Here is a 17,860-nt window from a genome sequence, read left to right as displayed (position 1 = left end):
TGCAAAAGCCATCAGATCAAATAATGCGTCTGGCAGAATCAGTCTGAAACGACGCTGCTATCGTTCAGGCGTCAAACTTTACAGCTTAATGGACGCTTCACGAACGAAATACAGGAAAGTCGTGACTAAAGATGAGTTCGATATCTCCTCAAGCCAGGCAATCAGACAAGACGCTTTCGCGAAATCTTGGACGCACGCCCCAGAAACCAGCCCAGAACCGGCCCAATCACCATACCAATAAGCAGTGCAATAACCACGACCAATGACACCGGCAACTGTGGCCCCGCCCAACCCAAGAACAGCAGGGAGACTGATTGCTGATTCTCGAGCACAAACGCCAGGATCGCCAAAATCAGCACCAAAACGAATACCGCGAGCAATACGCGCTTGAGGTTACGCATCAGCGATTCCTTGATTGGCGACGACTGTCAAAGCCCCTCCTCCTCATCCTCATTCACCCGATCACGCAGTTCCTTGCCCGGCTTGAAATGCGGAACGAACTTGCCGTCGAGGCTGACGGACTGACCGGTTTTTGGATTGCGGCCTACGCGCGGCGCGCGGTAGTGCAGGGAGAAGCTGCCAAATCCACGGATCTCGATGCGATCACCGGTGGCCAGACATTGGGACATTTGCTCAAGCATGGTCTTGATAGCCAGCTCCACATCCTTGGATGAGAGCAGCCCTTGATGGGTGACAATTCGTTCGATCAACTCCGACTTCGTCATATTTTTCCCTTCTTTTTCAAGCAGCTAGGAAAAGCGCTTCAAAGGTTTTAGCATGCCTGCATCATTTTGAACAGCCCGAGTTTTATCACCCTTCTACCGATACCAAAGCGCTCACCTCGAAGGTTCGGCAAGATGGAGCAAGGCCGCACACTCACCTGCAAATCACCAACATCGTGCGAGTCAGAAAACCCGCAGGATTAAACCCAAAGGGGAAAACCTCTTCTTCCTTGACATCATCTGATCTGGCGACAACCTGATAACCCGCCCCCTTGCACTCCTTCGCCGCACGCTTTTCACACCGCTCCCACTCCGACCCCAAGCCCGAACAATCGACTTCAATACCACTGACACCACGCACCGCGTGAGTTTTGGCGTTTGTGGTACAGCCTGCCAACGCCAGTACCGCTATCGCGACAACGAGCTTGTTCATTCACTTCCTTACGTCAGGCAGCCGACCGGAAGGGGGCGGCGACATAAACTATAGACTAACTGCAAATAAGCGATTGATCCGACTAAAGAAAAAGACCATGAGCGAGCACAAGGGTTTCATATCAACCCCCACGATCGGTGGACCTATCAAATTTCAGGCACAAAAAAAGGGCGACCGAAGTCGCCCTTTTTTACAGAAAGTCAGAACTTAGTTCTGTTTTTCCGCTTGTGCAGCACGCAGCAGGTCACCCAGAGTGGTGGCTACTGGAGCGTCGCTACCAGTTGCTGGCTTGTCGCGCAGGCTCTGGATAGCTTCTTTCTCGTCTTCAACGTCTTTCGACTTGATCGAGAGCTGGATTACGCGGCTCTTGCGGTCAACGCTGATGATCTTGGCTTCTACTTCTTCGCCTTCTTTCAGAACGTTGCGCGCGTCTTCAACGCGGTCACGGCTGATTTCGGAGGCTTTCAGAGTCGCTTCGATATCGTCGGCCAGAGTGATGATGGCGCCTTTAGCGTCAACTTCCTTCACGATGCCTTTAACGATGGCGCCTTTGTCGTTCTCTTGAACGTACTCGGAGAACGGATCGCTTTCCAGTTGCTTGATACCCAGGGAGATGCGCTCGCGCTCTGGGTCAACCGACAGGATAACGGTGTCCAGCTCGTCGCCCTTCTTGAAACGGCGTACGGCTTCTTCGCCCACTTCGTTCCAGGAGATGTCGGACAGGTGAACCAGGCCGTCGATGCCGCCGTCCAGACCAATGAAGATACCGAAATCGGTGATCGACTTGATGGTGCCGGAGATTTTATCGCCCTTGTTGAACTGGCCAGAGAAATCTTCCCATGGGTTAGATTTGCACTGCTTGATGCCCAGGGAGATACGACGACGCTCTTCGTCGATGTCCAGAACCATAACTTCCACTTCGTCGCCGACTTGTACGACTTTCGAAGGGTGGATGTTCTTGTTGGTCCAGTCCATTTCGGAAACGTGTACCAGACCTTCAACGCCTTCTTCCAGCTCAGCGAAGCAGCCGTAGTCGGTCAGGTTGGTTACACGCGCGGTAACGCGAGTGCTTTCTGGGTAACGGGCTTTGATAGCAACCCATGGATCTTCGCCCAGTTGCTTCAGGCCCAGGGAAACACGATTGCGCTCGCGATCGTACTTCAGAACCTTGACATCGATCTCGTCGCCAACGTTGACGATTTCGGAAGGATGCTTGATACGCTTCCAAGCCATGTCGGTAATGTGCAGCAGGCCATCGACGCCACCCAGATCGACGAATGCGCCGTAATCGGTGAGGTTCTTGACGATACCTTTGACTTGTTGGCCTTCCTGCAGGGATTCCAGCAGAGCTTCGCGCTCGGCGGAGTTCTCGGCTTCCAGGACGCTACGACGGGAAACGACAACGTTGTTGCGCTTCTGGTCCAGCTTGATGACCTTGAATTCCAGCTCTTTGCCTTCCAGGTGCGTGGTGTCGCGCACTGGACGGACGTCAACCAGAGAACCTGGCAGGAACGCACGGATGCCGTTAACGTCGACAGTGAAGCCGCCTTTAACCTTACCGTTGATAACGCCCTTGACCACTTCTTCGGCTGCGAAGGCTGCTTCCAGAACAATCCAGCATTCAGCGCGCTTGGCTTTTTCACGGGACAGCTTGGTTTCACCAAAGCCGTCTTCAACCGAGTCCAGAGCAACGTGAACTTCGTCACCGACGTTGATGTTCAGTTCGCCAGCGTCGTTGTAGAACTGCTCAAGCGGGATGAGTGCTTCAGACTTCAGGCCAGCGTGAACGGTTACCCAGCGAGCTTGGTAATCGATATCAACGATAACACCGGTGATGATGGAGCCTGCCTGAAGGTTCAGGGTTTTTAGGCTTTCTTCAAAGAGTTCCGCAAAGCTTTCGCTCATTTTAATTCCTGTTGATGAGGGCGAAGAAAACGCCCATCTCCACACCCCAGACGGTGTGGGTTAGTTTCATTTAAAAGAAGCCACCGCAGGACTATGACTGGTCCCCTGCGGCCCTCTTGGTCACCCGGCGATATCGCGAATGGCGATCTCGCTCATGATGCGTTCCAGCACCTGTTCGATGGACAATTCCGTGGAATCCAGCTGTATGGCGTCAGCCGCCGGTTTGAGCGGGGCTACCGCTCGCTGGGTGTCACGCTCATCGCGTGCACGTATCTCATCTAGCAGACTCGACAGACTAACACCCTCGACTTTGCCCTTCAACTGCAAATATCGACGGCGTGCCCGCTCCTCGGCACTGGCGGTCAGGAAAATCTTCAGCGGTGCGTCCGGAAAAACCACCGTTCCCATGTCGCGACCATCCGCCACCAGGCCCGGCGCTTCCTGAAAAGCACGTTGGCGCTGCAGCAGCGCCTCACGTACAGCCGGCAGCGCAGCCACTTGGGAGGCACCGGAGCCGACGCTTTCGGTGCGAATGACGTCGCTGACTTCATCGCCTTCCAGAATGATTCGCTGCAACTGACCTTCGGTCGCTGCAATGAACTGAACATCCAGATGAGCGGCAAGTTTCTTCAGCAATTCTTCGTTGGTCAGATCGACGCCATGGTTATGGGCAGCGAACGCCAGCAGTCGGTACAACGCACCGGAGTCCAGCAGATTCCAGCCCAGACGTTTGGCCAGAATCCCGGCTACCGTGCCTTTGCCCGAACCGCTTGGCCCATCGATGGTGATGACCGGTGCAATGCTGATCACGACTGTGCCTCTTGCGCAACGCGGATGCCGACCTGCGCGCACAGCGCGAGGAAGTTGGGGAACGAGGTCGCGACGTTGGCGCAATCATGGATGCGGATCGGGGCTGTAGCGCGCAGCGAAGCAACGCTGAAGGCCATCGCAATCCGGTGGTCGCCGTGACCATGCACTTCGCCGCCGCCGATCGAGCCACCGTCAATGATGATGCCATCCGGGGTCGGCTCGCACTTGACGCCCAGCGCCAGCAAGCCATCGGCCATGACCTGGATACGGTCCGACTCCTTGACCCGCAGCTCTTCTGCGCCGGTCAGCACGGTACGCCCTTCGGCGCAGGCTGCCGCCACGAACAGCACCGGGAATTCGTCGATCGCCAAGGGCACCAGCGCTTCGGGAATCTCGATACCCTTGAGTTTAGCTGCCCGTACGCGCAGGTCGGCTACCGGTTCGCCACCCACTTCACGCTGGTTTTCCAGCGTGATGTCGGCGCCCATCAGACGCAGGATGTCGATGACACCAGTGCGGGTCGGGTTGATGCCGACGTGCTCCAGCACCAGCTCCGAACCTTCGGCGATCGATGCAGCCACCAGGAAGAAAGCCGACGAAGAGATGTCGCCCGGCACTTCGATATGAGTGGCCGTCAGTTTGTTGCCGGATTCGACCGACGCGGTTGCACCGTCGACGCTGACCGGGTAACCGAAGCCACGCAGCATGCGTTCGGTGTGATCGCGGGTCGGCGCAGGCTCGGTCACAGTGGTTTTGCCTTCGGCATACAGACCGGCCAATAGCAGGCAGGATTTAACCTGAGCACTGGCCATCGGCATGGTGTAGGTCAGGCCTTTGAGCTTGTGACCACCACGAATGATCATCGGTGGACGACCTTCAGCGGCGGTCTCGATCACCGCACCCATTTCACGCAGTGGATTGGCCACGCGATTCATCGGGCGCTTGGACAGCGAGGCGTCGCCGGTCAGGGTGCTGTCGAAGCTCTGCGCAGCCAGCAGGCCGGACAGCAGACGCATCGAAGTGCCGGAGTTGCCCAGATAGATCGGGCCCGGCGCAGGCTTCAGGCCATGCAGGCCGACACCGTGAATGGTCACGCGACCGTGGTGCGGACCTTCGATCACGACGCCCATGTCACGAAACGCCTGCAAGGTCGCCAGGGCGTCTTCGCCCTCAAGGAAACCTTCGACTTCGGTGACGCCTTCAGCCAGGGAGCCAAGCATGATCGAACGGTGGGAAATCGATTTGTCACCTGGTACGCGAATCCGACCGGACAGGCGGCCACCAGGTTGAGCCAGGAAAATCAGATCGTTGGAATTCATAGCGTCCACATAGGCCCTGCGGGCCAGGATTTTACTGAAATGCTCGCGGGCAACCCGGGCGCGAGTGAAAACGCCCAATAATTGGTGCCCATCCCCTGCATCGACCGCGTCGCGCAAGGCGTCGAGGTCGCTGCGAAATGTATCGAGTGTGCGCAGGACAGCTTCGCGGTTGGCGAGGAAGATGTCGTGCCACATGACCGGGTCGCTTCCGGCGATTCTTGTGAAATCGCGGAAACCGCCCGCAGCGTAACGGAAGATCTCAAGATTTTCATTGCGCTTGGCCAGTGAATCGACCAAACCGAACGCCAGCAAGTGCGGCAGATGACTGGTCGCCGCGAGGACTTCGTCGTGACGTTCGACCTGCATGTGTTCGACATCGGCACCCAGCTCGCGCCACAAGCGGTCGACCACCGCCAACGCTGCCGGATCGGTTTGATCCAGTGGCGTCAGAATGACTTTATGGCGACGGAACAACTCGGCATTGGAGGCTTCCACCCCGCTCTGCTCGGAACCGGCAATCGGATGCCCGGGCACGAAGTTCGCCGGCATGCCGCCAAATGCCTCAGTCGCTGCGCGCACAACATTACCCTTGGCGCTGCCGACGTCGGTCAAAACCGCCTTACCCAGATCCATGCCAGCCAACCGGCCAAGCATTTTTTCCATGGCCAGAATCGGCACCGCCAACTGAATGACATCGGCGCCCTGACAAGCAACAGCCAGATCTTCTTCGCAGCGATCCACCACACCCAGCTCAACAGCCAACAGGCGCGACTGCGGATCGAGATCGACCCCCACCACTTCGCGGCACAGGCCACTTTCACGCAGCCCCTTGGCAAACGAACCGCCGATCAACCCCAGACCGACCACCACCAGGCGCCCGATCATAGGTTCAGCAGATTGCGGTGCTGTGACATCAACCACGAGCCAGAACCTTGGTCAGCGCGTCAAGGAAGCGGCTGTTTTCCGCCGGCAAACCAATGGTGACGCGCAAATGGTTCGGCATGCCGTAGTTGGCCACCGGACGCACGATCACGCCTTCGCGCAGCAAGCCCTGGAAGACCGGAGCCGCCTCACGCGCCAGATCCACGCAAATGAAATTGCCCTTGGACGGAATCCAGCCCAGCCCCAGCTCGCGAAAACCTGCTTCCAGTTGCTGCATGCCGGATTCGTTGAGGCGACGGCTTTCCGCCAGGTACTGATCGTCCTTCAACGCCGCACAAGCAGCGGCCTGGGCCAAGCTGTTGACGTTGAATGGCTGACGCACGCGATTCAATACATCGGCGACCACAGCGGTGGACAAGCCGTAACCCACACGCAGCGCAGCCAGGCCGTATGCCTTGGAGAACGTGCGCGAAACCAGCAGGTTTGGATAGGCCGCCAGGAAGTCGAGACCGTCCGGCAGGTCGCTGCCTTCGGCGTACTCGATGTAGGCCTCATCCAGCACCACCAGCACATGTTCCGGCACGTCCTGCAGGAATTCGTCCAGCGCCTCGGCGCCAAACCAGGTCCCGGTCGGGTTGTTCGGGTTGGCAATGAAGACTACGCGGGTTTCGGCATCGATCGCCGCCAACATGGCAGGCAAATCATGCCCCCACTCCTTGGCCGGAATCACTTTGGCTTGAGCGCCTACAGCCTGAGTCGCGATCGGATAAACCGCGAATGCGTGTTCACTGAACACGGCATTCAGGCCCGGCGCCAGGTAGGCGCGCGCGACCAGCTCGAGAATGTCGTTGGAACCGTTACCCAGGGTCACCTGGTTCAGCTCGACGCGGCACTGTTCAGCCAACAAGGTCTTGAGCGCAAAACCATTGCCGTCCGGATAGCGGGTCAGCTCGGCCAGCTCTTCGCGAATGGCTGCCAATGCCTTGGGGCTGGCACCCAACGGGTTTTCGTTGCTCGCCAGTTTGACGATGCTGGCCGGATCGAGATCCAGCTCACGCGCCAGTTCGTCCACGGGTTTGCCCGGAACGTAAGGCGAAAGTTGTTGCACGCCCGGCTGTGCCAGAGCGAGGAAATTGCCACTCATTGCTACCGCCCCTTAGAGAACTGCTTTCGGGTAGGAACCCAGCACTTTGAGTGCCACTGCTTCCTGACTGATCTTTTCCAGCACACCTTTGACCAGCGGGTCGCGGTGGTGGCCGACGAAGTCGATGAAGAACACGTAGGTCCATTTACCGCTGCGCGAAGGACGAGTCTCGATCCGCGTCAGATCGATACCGTTATCGTGGAATGGCACCAGCAACTCGTGCAACGCGCCCGGCTTGTTGCTCATCGAAACGATGATGGACGTTTTGTCGTCGCCGGTCGGTGGCACTTCCTGATTACCGATCATCAGGAAGCGTGTGGAGTTGTCCGGGCGATCCTCGATCTTCTCGGCCAATCGGGTCAGACCGTACAGGCCCGCCGCCATATCGCCGGCAATCGCCGCCGAGTTCCACTCACCTTTGACCCGCTTGGCCGCTTCGGCGTTGCTGGACACCGCCACGCGCTCGACATTCGGGTAATGGGCGTCCAGCCATTTGCGGCACTGGGCCAGGGACTGGGCGTGGGAATAGATGCGGCTGATGCTGTCGGTCTTGGTGTTTTCGCCCACCAACAGGTGATGGTGGATGCGCAACTCGACTTCGCCGCAGATCACCATGTCATGCTCGAGGAAGCTGTCGAGGGTGTGGTTGACCGCGCCTTCGGTGGAGTTTTCCACCGGGACCACACCAAAATTCACCGCACCGGCCGCCACTTCGCGGAACACTTCGTCGATCGCCGCCATCGGCTTGCTGATCACGGCGTGACCGAAATGCTTCATGGCCGCCGCTTGGGTAAAGGTGCCTTCAGGACCGAGGTACGCCACTTTCAGCGGCTGCTCGAGCGCCAGGCACGAAGACATGATTTCGCGGAACAGCCGCGCCATCTCTTCGTTGCCCAACGGCCCCTGATTGCGCTCCATAACTCGTTTGAGCACCTGAGCTTCACGCTCAGGACGATAGAACACCGGCACTTCGCCTTCGGCCAGCGAGGCCATCTTTACCCGCGCAACTTCCTGGGCGCAGCGTGCGCGCTCACTGATCAGCTCCAGGACTTTGGTGTCCAGAGCATCAATGCGAACGCGCAGTGCCTTGAGTTCTTGCTCAGACATTAGCCATGTTCCTTCTCGAACTCTGCCATGTACGAAACCAGTGCGTTGACCGCAACGATGTCGACGGCGTTATAGATGGAGGCGCGCATGCCACCCACGGAGCGGTGACCCTTGAGGTTCAGCAGTCCGCGCTCGTCGGCACCGGCCAGGAACGGCTTGTCCAGACGGTCGTCCGCGAGGCGGAACGGCACGTTCATCCACGAACGGTCCGGCTCATTGATCGGGTTGCTGTAGAGGCCGCTGGCGTCAATGAAGTCGTAAAGCGTGCGCTTTTTCACTTCATTGAGCTTGCCGATGGCTTCGACACCACCCTGCTCCTTCAGCCATTCGAACACCAGGCCGGACAGGTACCAGGCCAGGGTCGGCGGCGTGTTGTACATCGAGCCGTTATCGGCCGCGACCTTGTAGTTGAGCATGGTCGGGCAGATGGAACGCGCGTGACCCAGCAGGTCTTCGCGAACGATGTTGACCACGATGCCGCTCGGGCCGATGTTTTTCTGGGCGCCGGCGTAGATCATGCCGAAACGCGAAACATCCACCGGGCGCGACAGGATGTCCGAAGACATGTCGGCTACCAGCGGAACGTCGCCGGTTTCCGGGATCCACTGGAATTCCAGGCCGCCGATGGTTTCGTTCGGCGCGTAATGAACGTAGGCCGCGTCTTTCGACAGCTTCCATTCGTTCTGGCCGGGAATGGCGAAATAGTCGTAAGGCTTGGCGGTGGCAGCCACATTGACATTGCCGAAGCGCGAAGCTTCTTCGATCGCTTTCTGCGACCAGATACCGGTGTCGATATAGTCGGCAGAGCCGTTTTCCGGCAGCAGGTTCAGAGGGATCTGAGCGAACTGCTGGCTGGCGCCACCTTGCAGGAACAGCACTTTATAGTTCGAGGGGATATTCAGCAGATCACGCAGATCCTGCTCGGCCTTGGTGGCGATGGACACGAACTCATCACTGCGATGGCTCATTTCCATGACCGACAGGCCCTTGCCGTGCCAGTCAAGGAGTTCACCCTGGGCGCGCTTCAGGACAGCTTCGGGAAGCGCCGCAGGACCGGCACAGAAGTTATAGGCTCTCTTGCTCACATCCAATCTCGCTCTGATTTGGTGGTATCACGCAATAAATCTGTAAACACTGAAACCCTGTAGGAGCTGTCGAGTGAAACGAGGCTGCGATCTTTCCCGATCCCCATGAAGCAAGATCAAAAGATCGCAGCCTCGTTTCACTCGACAGCTCCTACAGGTCCTACATTCAAACGGGAGAAACAAGAAGGGGGCGAATTTTCATCCGCCCCCTGTTTACCCGCTTACTCTTGTGGTTCTTCGTCAGCGGCGGCGTCGAGCTGTTGGTCTTCGACAGCGTCGTCGATCACAACTTCACCCTCGAACACGGCACCCTCTTCGCCTTCCAGCTCTTCGCCTTCGACTTCCGACGGTTCCTGAACCCGTTCCAGCCCGACCAGCGTTTCGTCGCTGGCCAGTTTGATCAGGGTCACGCCCTGGGTGTTACGACCCAGGCTGGACACTTCGTCGACACGGGTACGTACCAGCGTGCCCTGGTCGGAAATCAGCATGATTTCTTCGCCATCAAGCACCTGGACCGCGCCGACCAGACGGCCGTTACGGTCGTTGCTGACCATGGCGATAACGCCTTGACCGCCACGTTTGTACTCAGGGAACTCGGTGATCGCGGTGCGCTTGCCGAAGCCACGCGCCGAAGCGGTGAGGATCTGGCTGCCTTCTTCCGGGATCAGCATGGAAATCAGCTTCTGGCCTTCTGGCAGACGCATGCCGCGGACACCGCGAGCGGTACGGCCCATGGCGCGAACGTCAGTTTCCTTGAAACGGGTAACCTTGCCGCCATCGGAGAACAGCATGACTTCGCGCTCGCCATCGGTAATGGCGGCAGAGATCAGTACGTCGCCTTCGTCCAGTTCCAGCGCGATCAGACCGACGCTGCGTTGACGGCTGAAGGATTCCAGCGGGGTCTTCTTCACAGTGCCTTTGGCAGTGGCCATGAAGATGAAGTGACCTTCGGTGTATTCCTCGACCGGCAGCATGGTGGTGATGTATTCATCACTGTCCAGCGGCAGCAGGTTGACCAGCGGACGACCACGGGCAGCGCGGGACGCTTCCGGAATTTCGTAGGTTTTCAGCCAGTACACTTTGCCTTTGCTGGAGAACAGCAGCAGCGTGGTGTGGCTGTTGGCGACCAGCAGGTGAGCAATGTAGTCCTCATCCTTCACACCGGTAGCCGATTTGCCTTTACCGCCACGACGCTGAGCCTGGTACGCAGCCAATGGCTGGGTCTTGGCGTAGCCACCGTGGGAAATGGTCACGACGCGCTCTTCTTCCGGGATCATGTCACCCAGGGTCAGGTCCAGACGCGCATCGAGAATCTCGGTGCGACGCACGTCGCCGTACTCGGCGCGGATCACTTCCAGCTCTTCGCGGATCACTTCCATCAGGCGCGTGGCGCTGCTGAGGATGCGGATCAGTTCGCCGATCTGGTTGAGGATCTCTTGATACTCGGCCAGCAGCTTTTCGTGTTCCAGACCGGTCAGACGGTGCAGACGCAGTTCCAGAATGGCTTGTGCCTGTTCCGGGGATAGGAAGTACTTGCCCTCGCGCAGACCGTATTGCGGGTCCAGGGTCTCCGGACGGCAAGAATCGGCACCGGCACGCTCGACCATCGCCACTACGGCGGAGGATTCCCAGGCCGTGCTGATCAGCGCTTCCTTGGCTTCCGACGGGGTTGGCGAGGCCTTGATCAGGGCGATGACCGGGTCGATGTTCGACAGGGCAACCGCTTGACCTTCAAGAATGTGGCCACGTTCGCGGGCTTTACGCAGCTCGAACACGGTACGGCGGGTAACGACTTCGCGACGGTGGCGAACGAACGCTTCCAGCAGGTCCTTGAGGTTCAGGATCCGCGGACGGCCATCGATCAGCGCAACGATGTTGATACCGAATACTGCTTGCAGCTGGGTCTGGGCGTAGAGATTGTTGAGGATGACCTCAGGCACTTCGCCGCGACGCAGCTCGATCACGACGCGCATACCGTCCTTGTCGGACTCGTCGCGCAGTTCGGTGATGCCTTCCAGCTTCTTCTCTTTAACCAGCTCGGCGATCTTCTCGATCAGACGCGCCTTGTTCAGCTGGTATGGGAGTTCGGTGATGACGATCTGCTGGCGGCCACCGACCTTGTCGATGTCTTCGATCATCGAGCGGGCGCGCATGTAAATGCGGCCACGACCGGTGCGGTAGGCTTCGATGATGCCGGCACGACCGTTGATGATCGCCGCGGTCGGGAAGTCCGGACCCGGGATGTATTGCATCAGCTCGTCGACAGTCAGCTCGGGATTGTCGATGAGCGCCAGGCAACCGTCGATGACTTCACCGAGGTTGTGCGGCGGAATGTTGGTCGCCATGCCCACGGCGATACCGCTGGAGCCGTTGACGAGCAAGTTGGGAATACGGGTTGGCATGACCGCCGGGATCATTTCGGTGCCGTCGTAGTTCGGCACCCAGTCCACGGTTTCTTTATGCAGGTCAGCCAGCAGTTCGTGCGCCAACTTGGTCATGCGCACTTCGGTGTATCGCATGGCCGCGGCGTTGTCGCCGTCCACGGAACCGAAGTTGCCCTGACCGTCTACCAGCAGGTAGCGCAAAGAGAATGGCTGCGCCATCCGAACGATGGTGTCGTACACCGCGGTATCACCGTGCGGGTGATACTTACCGATCACGTCACCGACAACACGGGCAGATTTCTTGTACGGCTTGTTGAAGTCGTTGCCCAGCTCGCTCATCGCGAACAGCACACGCCGGTGCACGGGCTTCAAGCCATCGCGCGCATCCGGCAGTGCCCGCCCGACAATTACGCTCATCGCGTAGTCGAGGTAGGACTGCTTCAGCTCGTCTTCGATATTGACCGGGAGGATTTCTTTGGCCAGTTCGCCCATGAGAAGCCTGATTCCTTTTTCTGGTGAAACTTCGTCATATCCATATGGGACCAACGAAGCTCGTCGCTACAGGCTGAGTGCCATGCACCGACTTACGACAAATCAACGAGTTATGCCATGGATCTGCGCAGTACAGGTTGCCACTTCGGGCAACCCTGGAAACCGCCGGATGTTATCACAAGAGCCGCCACGCACCTATCCCCCTGACGCGCATGGAGAGTAGTTAGTTGACCGGTGACAGGCTTGAAGGGGACGAGAGAAGCTTAGAGCTTCTTTGAATGCAGATATGAGGCTTGGCTTGCGGATGTTTATTGACTTTTAAGGCCCCATCGCTGGCAAGCCAGCTCCTACAGGATTAGTGGCGGGCGCAAAACCTGTGGGAGCTGGCTTGCCAGCGATGGGGACCTTTCAGACACAACATCCCTTTAATGCAGACGCTTACGGCACATCAACTGCGCCATTTTCGCAGTGTCCGGGCGCTCGACGATGCCTTTTTCGGTGACGATCGCATCAATCAGGTCCGCCGGGGTCACGTCAAACACGGGATTGAACGCATCGACATCCGCCCCGACTCGCTTGCCGCCAACGTCCAGCAGTTCGCGACCATCACGCTCTTCAATCGGGATGTCGTCGCCACTGGCCAGGTGCATGTCGATGGTCGAGCTCGGCGCGACAACCATGAAGCGCACGCCGTGGTGCATGGCGTTGACTGCCAATTGATAGGTGCCGATTTTGTTCGCCACGTCGCCATTGGCGGTGATCCGGTCAGCGCCGACGATCACCCAGGTAATGCCCTTGGTCTTCATGATGTGGGCGGCAGCGGAGTCGGCATTGAGGGTCACGGGAATGCCCTCGTTGGCCAGTTCCCACGCGGTCAACCGCGAACCCTGCAGCCATGGACGGGTCTCGTCGGCGTACACGCGCTCGATCATGCCCTCGATGAACGCACCGCGGATCACCCCCAGCGCCGTACCGAAGCCGCCGGTGGCCAGTGCGCCGGTATTGCAGTGGGTCAGAATGGTCTGGGCATTGCCCTGGTGTTTGCGGATCAGGTCGACACCCAACTGCGCCATGGTCAGGTTGGCTTCGCGATCACTTTCGTGAATGGCGATAGCCTCGGCCTCCAGCGCCGTCAGCGGATCGGCATTTTCTTTCAGGCGATCAAGTCGGTCGTGCATGCGGCCTAGCGCCCAGAACAGGTTGACTGCTGTCGGACGGGAATCGGCCAGCAGCGCGAAATCCTCTTCCAGCGCCGCGTACCAGTCGCCACCCTCGGCAATTCGCTCACGGGCTGCCAGCACAATGCCGTAAGCCGCACTGATACCAATGGCCGGGGCGCCACGCACCACCATCGAGCGAATGGCCTCTGCCACGCCGGCTGCGCTGGTGTAGGCAATCCAGGTTTCCTCGAACGGCAAAATACGCTGATCCAGCAGATACAGGGCACCATCACGCCAATCGATGGCCTTAACCTTTTCCGCAGCCAACAGTCGATCGCGCATCCCACACCCCGTACTCAGTAACAAAGCCGCCGATTATAGCGAGCCCCCCGCGAAGACGCTCGGGTATACTTCGCCATCCTTTACAAAAGCACTGGAACCAACCTTCGATGCCGAACACTGCCGCTGCGCTCGACCTGTTATTACTGCCGACCTGGCTGGTACCCGTCGAACCCGCTGGTGTTGTCCTCAAAGAACATGGCGTGGGCATCCGTGATGGACGCATCGTGTTTATCGGCCCACGTTCCGCTGCCCTGAAGCTTAACGCAACCGAAATTCGCGAATTGCCTGACGTGCTGCTCAGCCCCGGCCTGATCAACGCCCATGGTCACGCGGCGATGAGCCTGTTCCGCGGGCTGGCCGATGACCTGCCGCTGATGACCTGGCTGGAAAACCATATCTGGCCCGCTGAAGCCAAATGGGTCGACGAGGATTTCGTGCGCGATGGCACGGACCTGGCCATCGCCGAGCAGCTCAAGGGCGGTATCACCTGCTTTTCCGACATGTATTTTTTCCCGAAGATCGCCAGCGAACGCGTGCACAACGCCGGCATCCGTGCGCAGATCGCCATTCCGATCCTCGACTTCCCGATCCCGGGCGCCAGCAGCGCGGACGAAGCCATTCGTCAGGGCGTCGAGTTGTTCGGCGATCTCAAGCATCACGAACGCATCAAGATCACCTTCGGCCCCCACGCGCCTTACACCGTGGGCGATGAGAACCTGGAAAAAATCCGTGTGATCGCCGAAGAGCTAGACGCGTCGATCCATATGCACGTGCACGAAACCGCATTCGAAGTGCAGCAGTCGGTCGAACAACGCGGCGAACGTCCGTTGGCCCGTCTTGCGCGCCTTGGCCTGCTGGGGCCGCGCTTCCAGGCGGTTCATATGACCCAGGTCAGCGAAGAAGACCTGGCGCTGCTGGTAGAAAGCAACACCCATGTGATTCATTGCCCGGAGTCGAACCTGAAGCTCGCCAGCGGTTTCTGTCCGGTCGAGCGTATGTGGCAGGCCGGGGTCAATGTCGCGGTTGGCACTGATGGTGCGGCCAGCAACAATGACCTCGACCTGCTGGGGGAAACCCGCACCGCTGCCCTGCTGGCCAAGGCCGTCGCCGGTTCCGCCACGGCACTGGACGCCCACCGCGCCCTGCGCATGGCCACCCTCAACGGCGCCCGGGCGCTGGGGATCGAGGCCGACGTCGGCTCGCTGGAAATCGGCAAGGCTGCGGACATCGTGGCGTTCGATCTTTCCGGCCTGGCCCAGCAACCGGTGTACGACCCGGTATCGCAGCTTATATACGCCACCGGCCGGGATTGCGTGAAACACCTTTGGGTCGCCGGCAAACAATTGCTCGATGACCGTCGCCTGACGCGCATGGATGAACAGCAACTCAGCGCCACCGCCAAGGCCTGGGGCCAGCGCATCAGCGGCCGTACCGAATCGTAAGCCCCCCGGACCAACCCCGGGGCAACAGGATTTTTCAAGTTTTTCGAGGACTTAAACCATGAGCAACGTCGACTACGCCGAAATCGCCAAATTCGAGGCCCTGGCCCATCGCTGGTGGGACCGTGAGAGCGAATTCAAACCGCTGCACGACATCAACCCGCTGCGGGTCAACTGGATTGACGAACGGGTCAACCTGGCCGGCAAGAAAGTCCTCGACGTCGGTTGTGGCGGCGGTATCCTCAGCGAAGCCATGGCTCAGCGCGGCGCGACCGTAATGGGCATCGACATGGGCGAAGCGCCGCTGGCGGTCGCGCGTTTGCATCAGCTGGAATCCGGCGTGAGCGTCGAATACCGACAGATCACCGCTGAAGCCCTGGCCGAGGAAATGCCCGAGCAGTTCGACGTGGTCACCTGCCTGGAAATGCTCGAACACGTGCCGGACCCATCTTCGGTGATCCGCGCCTGCTTCCGCATGGTCAAGCCCGGCGGCCAGGTGTTCTTCTCGACCATCAACCGCAACCCGAAGGCGTACCTGTTCGCCATCGTCGGCGCCGAATACATCATGAAGCTGTTGCCGCGCGGCACCCACGACTTCAAGAAATTCATCCGCCCTTCCGAGCTCGGCGCCTGGAGCCGCATGGCCGGCCTGACCGTCAAGGACATCATCGGCCTGACGTACAACCCACTGACCAAGCATTACAAACTGGCGGCCGACGTGGACGTCAACTACATGATCCAGACCCTGCGCGAGGAGTAAGTCGATGCCTATCAGAGCAGTTCTTTTCGACATGGACGGCACCCTGCTCGACACCGCGCCGGACTTCATCGCGATTTGCCAGGCGATGCTTGCCGACCGCGGCTTGCCGCCGATCAACGATAAACACATCCGCGACGAGATCTCCGGCGGCGCCAAGGCGATGGTTGCAGCGACCTTCGCCATGGACCCGGAGTCCCCTGGTTTCGAAGAGTTGCGCCTGGAATTCCTGGAGCGCTATCTCGTGGGTTGCGCCGTTCACAGCAAGCTGTTCGACGGCATGGGCGAACTGCTGGCGGACATCGAAAAGGCCAACCTGATCTGGGGCGTGGTCACCAACAAGCCGCTGCGCTTCGCCGAGCCGATCATGCAACAACTGGGGCTGGCCGAGCGCTCGGCGCTGTTGATCTGCCCGGATCATGTGAAGAACAGCAAACCAGACCCCGAGCCGCTGATCCTCGCCTGCAAGATGCTCGACCTGGATCCGGCCAGCGTGCTGTTCGTGGGCGATGACCTGCGTGATATCGAGTCGGGTCGCGATGCCGGCACCAAGACCGCTGCGGTGACCTTCGGTTATATCCATCCGGACGATAACCCGCGGCATTGGGGTGCGGACGTGGTGGTCGACCATCCGCTGGAGTTGCGCAAGGTTTTGGATAGCGCCCTCTGTAGCTGCTGAGCCGGGCACGTGCTTTTGTGGCGAGGGAGCTTGCTCCCGCTGGGCCGCGAAGCGGCCCCTTTACCTGGCATGCGCAGTCCTATGCACTGCGATTAAAAGATTACGACTGCTTCGCAGCCGAGCGGGAGCAAGCTCCCTCGCCACAGGTACGATGCAGGTCTTTGATGAGGTTTCTTTATGTTTGATTATTCCGCCCGCCCCGAGCTGCTCAAGGACCGGGTCATTCTGGTGACCGGTGCCGGTCGCGGCATCGGCGCTGCCGCTGCAAAAACCTATGCTGCGCACGGTGCAACCGTTCTGCTGCTGGGCAAGACCGAAGCCAACCTGACCCAGGTCTACGACGAAATCGAAGCGGCCGGCCATCCACAACCGGCCGTCATCCCGTTCAACCTCGAAACTGCCCTGCCCCATCAGTACGATGAACTGGCCGCGATGATCGAAACCGAGTTCGGCCACCTCGACGGTTTGCTGCACAACGCCTCGATCATTGGCCCGCGCACACCAATCGAACAGCTCTCCGGCGAAAACTTCATGCGCGTGATGCAAGTCAACGTCAACGCGATGTTCATGCTCACCAGCACGCTGTTGCCGCTGCTCAAGCTGTCCCAGGATGCCTCGGTGGTGTTCACCTCCAGCAGTGTCGGGCGCAAAGGGCGTGCGTATTGGGGCGCTTACGGCGTTTCAAAATTCGCCACCGAAGGCCTGATGCAAACCCTGGCCGACGAAGTCGACACTGTGGCGCCGGTTCGCTCCAACAGCATCAACCCGGGCGCAACCCGCACCAGCATGCGCGCCCAGGCTTATCCTGGGGAAAACCCACTGAACAACCCGACGCCCGAAGAGATCATGCCGGTCTACCTGTACCTGATGGGTCCGGACAGTACCGGCGTCAACGGCCAGGCTTTTAACGCTCAATAACTGCCGTGTGTCGCTTTCCCTGTTGCGCCGATTCTCGTCGCAGCAGGGAAAGACCGCTGAATGACTGTCCCTTCTTGTCAAAAAACTGTCGAAAAGACCTTGGCAGACCTTTAGGTCTTTGTACATCCAATTGATTTAGTTAGCATTTTATTCGTCTGAACCGAATGGCACGACTTTCGCTCTAAGTTTGCTCAGACACGCAATGTGATGGCAGGTGGGCGAAGCTTGAGTTGATAGGTTACTCGCTATCAGCAAAAGCAGATTAGACTTGTACGAAATGTC

General features: G+C 59.0%; 15 protein-coding genes. 4 read left to right on the top strand and 11 right to left on the bottom strand.

Annotated features, from left to right (window positions below; all coding sequences use genetic code 11):
* Positions 1–161: 161 nt before the first annotated feature.
* The 11 genes from CKW15_RS22780 to mtnA all read right to left on the bottom strand — a co-directional run bounded on the left by CKW15_RS22780 (position 162) and on the right by mtnA (position 13,785).
* Positions 162–401 (bottom strand): LapA family protein, encoded by a 240-nt coding sequence (locus CKW15_RS22780; protein WP_095152721.1) that lies wholly within the window; start codon positions 399–401, stop codon positions 162–164.
* A gap of 27 nt (positions 402–428) precedes the next feature.
* On the bottom strand, positions 429–725 hold the full coding sequence (ihfB, locus tag CKW15_RS22775) for an integration host factor subunit beta (protein WP_003369729.1): 297 nt from the start codon (positions 723–725) through the stop codon (positions 429–431).
* Between the two features lie 151 nt (positions 726–876).
* On the bottom strand, positions 877–1,155 hold the full coding sequence (locus CKW15_RS22770) for a hypothetical protein (RefSeq protein ID WP_095152720.1): 279 nt from the start codon (positions 1,153–1,155) through the stop codon (positions 877–879).
* A gap of 207 nt (positions 1,156–1,362) precedes the next feature.
* On the bottom strand, positions 1,363–3,060 hold the full coding sequence (gene rpsA / locus CKW15_RS22765) for a 30S ribosomal protein S1 (protein WP_095056672.1): 1,698 nt from the start codon (positions 3,058–3,060) through the stop codon (positions 1,363–1,365).
* A gap of 120 nt (positions 3,061–3,180) precedes the next feature.
* Positions 3,181–3,870 (bottom strand): (d)CMP kinase, encoded by a 690-nt coding sequence (cmk, locus tag CKW15_RS22760; protein ID WP_095056671.1) that lies wholly within the window; start codon positions 3,868–3,870, stop codon positions 3,181–3,183.
* Complete coding sequence (locus CKW15_RS22755; protein ID WP_256580294.1) at positions 3,867–6,074, bottom strand: bifunctional prephenate dehydrogenase/3-phosphoshikimate 1-carboxyvinyltransferase; 2,208 nt, start codon at positions 6,072–6,074, stop codon at positions 3,867–3,869. Before CKW15_RS22755 ends, cmk begins: the two co-directional genes overlap by 4 nt.
* A gap of 28 nt (positions 6,075–6,102) precedes the next feature.
* On the bottom strand, positions 6,103–7,215 hold the full coding sequence (gene hisC / locus CKW15_RS22750; protein WP_095056669.1) for a histidinol-phosphate transaminase: 1,113 nt from the start codon (positions 7,213–7,215) through the stop codon (positions 6,103–6,105).
* Positions 7,216–7,227: 12 nt separating this feature from the next.
* Positions 7,228–8,322, bottom strand: coding sequence for a prephenate dehydratase (gene pheA / locus CKW15_RS22745; RefSeq protein WP_027620100.1), 1,095 nt, complete (start codon positions 8,320–8,322; stop codon positions 7,228–7,230).
* On the bottom strand, positions 8,322–9,407 hold the full coding sequence (gene serC / locus CKW15_RS22740; protein ID WP_095056668.1) for a 3-phosphoserine/phosphohydroxythreonine transaminase: 1,086 nt from the start codon (positions 9,405–9,407) through the stop codon (positions 8,322–8,324). Before serC ends, pheA begins: the two co-directional genes overlap by 1 nt.
* Positions 9,408–9,628: 221 nt before the next feature.
* Positions 9,629–12,283: a DNA gyrase subunit A gene (gene gyrA, locus CKW15_RS22735; protein WP_095056667.1), complete on the bottom strand. Its 2,655-nt coding sequence runs from the start codon at positions 12,281–12,283 to the stop codon at positions 9,629–9,631.
* Positions 12,284–12,708: 425 nt separating this feature from the next.
* On the bottom strand, positions 12,709–13,785 hold the full coding sequence (gene mtnA, locus CKW15_RS22730; RefSeq protein WP_095056666.1) for an S-methyl-5-thioribose-1-phosphate isomerase: 1,077 nt from the start codon (positions 13,783–13,785) through the stop codon (positions 12,709–12,711).
* A gap of 107 nt (positions 13,786–13,892) precedes the next feature.
* Here mtnA and CKW15_RS22725 point away from each other — a divergent pair, with 107 nt between their 5' ends.
* The 4 genes from CKW15_RS22725 to CKW15_RS22710 all read left to right on the top strand — a co-directional run bounded on the left by CKW15_RS22725 (position 13,893) and on the right by CKW15_RS22710 (position 17,578).
* Positions 13,893–15,227 carry a TRZ/ATZ family hydrolase gene (locus CKW15_RS22725; protein ID WP_095056665.1) on the top strand — a complete coding sequence of 445 codons (1,335 nt, stop codon included), beginning with the start codon at positions 13,893–13,895 and terminating at the stop codon, positions 15,225–15,227.
* Positions 15,228–15,285: 58 nt separating this feature from the next.
* Positions 15,286–15,984: a bifunctional 2-polyprenyl-6-hydroxyphenol methylase/3-demethylubiquinol 3-O-methyltransferase UbiG gene (gene ubiG / locus CKW15_RS22720; RefSeq protein WP_095056664.1), complete on the top strand. Its 699-nt coding sequence runs from the start codon at positions 15,286–15,288 to the stop codon at positions 15,982–15,984.
* A 4-nt stretch (positions 15,985–15,988) separates the two neighbouring features.
* Entirely contained in the window at positions 15,989–16,660 is a 672-nt protein-coding gene (gene mupP, locus CKW15_RS22715; protein ID WP_095056663.1) for an N-acetylmuramic acid 6-phosphate phosphatase MupP, read from the top strand.
* A 177-nt stretch (positions 16,661–16,837) separates the two neighbouring features.
* The gene (locus tag CKW15_RS22710) at positions 16,838–17,578 is read left to right on the top strand and encodes a YciK family oxidoreductase (protein ID WP_095056662.1); all 741 of its coding nucleotides are present in this window, start codon (positions 16,838–16,840) and stop codon (positions 17,576–17,578) included.
* Positions 17,579–17,860: the final 282 nt, after the last annotated feature.

Source organism: Pseudomonas sp. Irchel s3b5, assembly GCF_900187435.1.
GTDB lineage: Bacteria > Pseudomonadota > Gammaproteobacteria > Pseudomonadales > Pseudomonadaceae > Aquipseudomonas.
This window is presented reverse-complemented; position numbering and strand designations above follow the sequence as displayed.

Excerpts from the sequence above, each read along its gene's own strand:
- CKW15_RS22780 (WP_095152721.1), bottom strand. The coding sequence starts at position 401 with ATGCGTAACCTCAAGCGCGTATTGCTCGCGGTATTCGTTTTGGTGCTG.
- ihfB (WP_003369729.1), bottom strand. The coding sequence starts at position 725 with ATGACGAAGTCGGAGTTGATCGAACGAATTGTCACCCATCAAGGGCTG.
- CKW15_RS22770 (WP_095152720.1), bottom strand. The coding sequence starts at position 1,155 with ATGAACAAGCTCGTTGTCGCGATAGCGGTACTGGCGTTGGCAGGCTGT.
- rpsA (WP_095056672.1), bottom strand. The coding sequence starts at position 3,060 with ATGAGCGAAAGCTTTGCGGAACTCTTTGAAGAAAGCCTAAAAACCCTG.
- CKW15_RS22755 (WP_256580294.1), bottom strand. The coding sequence starts at position 6,074 with ATGATCGGGCGCCTGGTGGTGGTCGGTCTGGGGTTGATCGGCGGTTCG.
- hisC (WP_095056669.1), bottom strand. The coding sequence starts at position 7,215 with ATGAGTGGCAATTTCCTCGCTCTGGCACAGCCGGGCGTGCAACAACTT.
- pheA (WP_027620100.1), bottom strand. The coding sequence starts at position 8,322 with ATGTCTGAGCAAGAACTCAAGGCACTGCGCGTTCGCATTGATGCTCTG.
- gyrA (WP_095056667.1), bottom strand. The coding sequence starts at position 12,283 with ATGGGCGAACTGGCCAAAGAAATCCTCCCGGTCAATATCGAAGACGAG.
- mtnA (WP_095056666.1), bottom strand. The coding sequence starts at position 13,785 with ATGCGCGATCGACTGTTGGCTGCGGAAAAGGTTAAGGCCATCGATTGG.
- CKW15_RS22725 (WP_095056665.1), top strand. The coding sequence starts at position 13,893 with ATGCCGAACACTGCCGCTGCGCTCGACCTGTTATTACTGCCGACCTGG.
- ubiG (WP_095056664.1), top strand. The coding sequence starts at position 15,286 with ATGAGCAACGTCGACTACGCCGAAATCGCCAAATTCGAGGCCCTGGCC.
- mupP (WP_095056663.1), top strand. The coding sequence starts at position 15,989 with ATGCCTATCAGAGCAGTTCTTTTCGACATGGACGGCACCCTGCTCGAC.
- CKW15_RS22710 (WP_095056662.1), top strand. The coding sequence starts at position 16,838 with ATGTTTGATTATTCCGCCCGCCCCGAGCTGCTCAAGGACCGGGTCATT.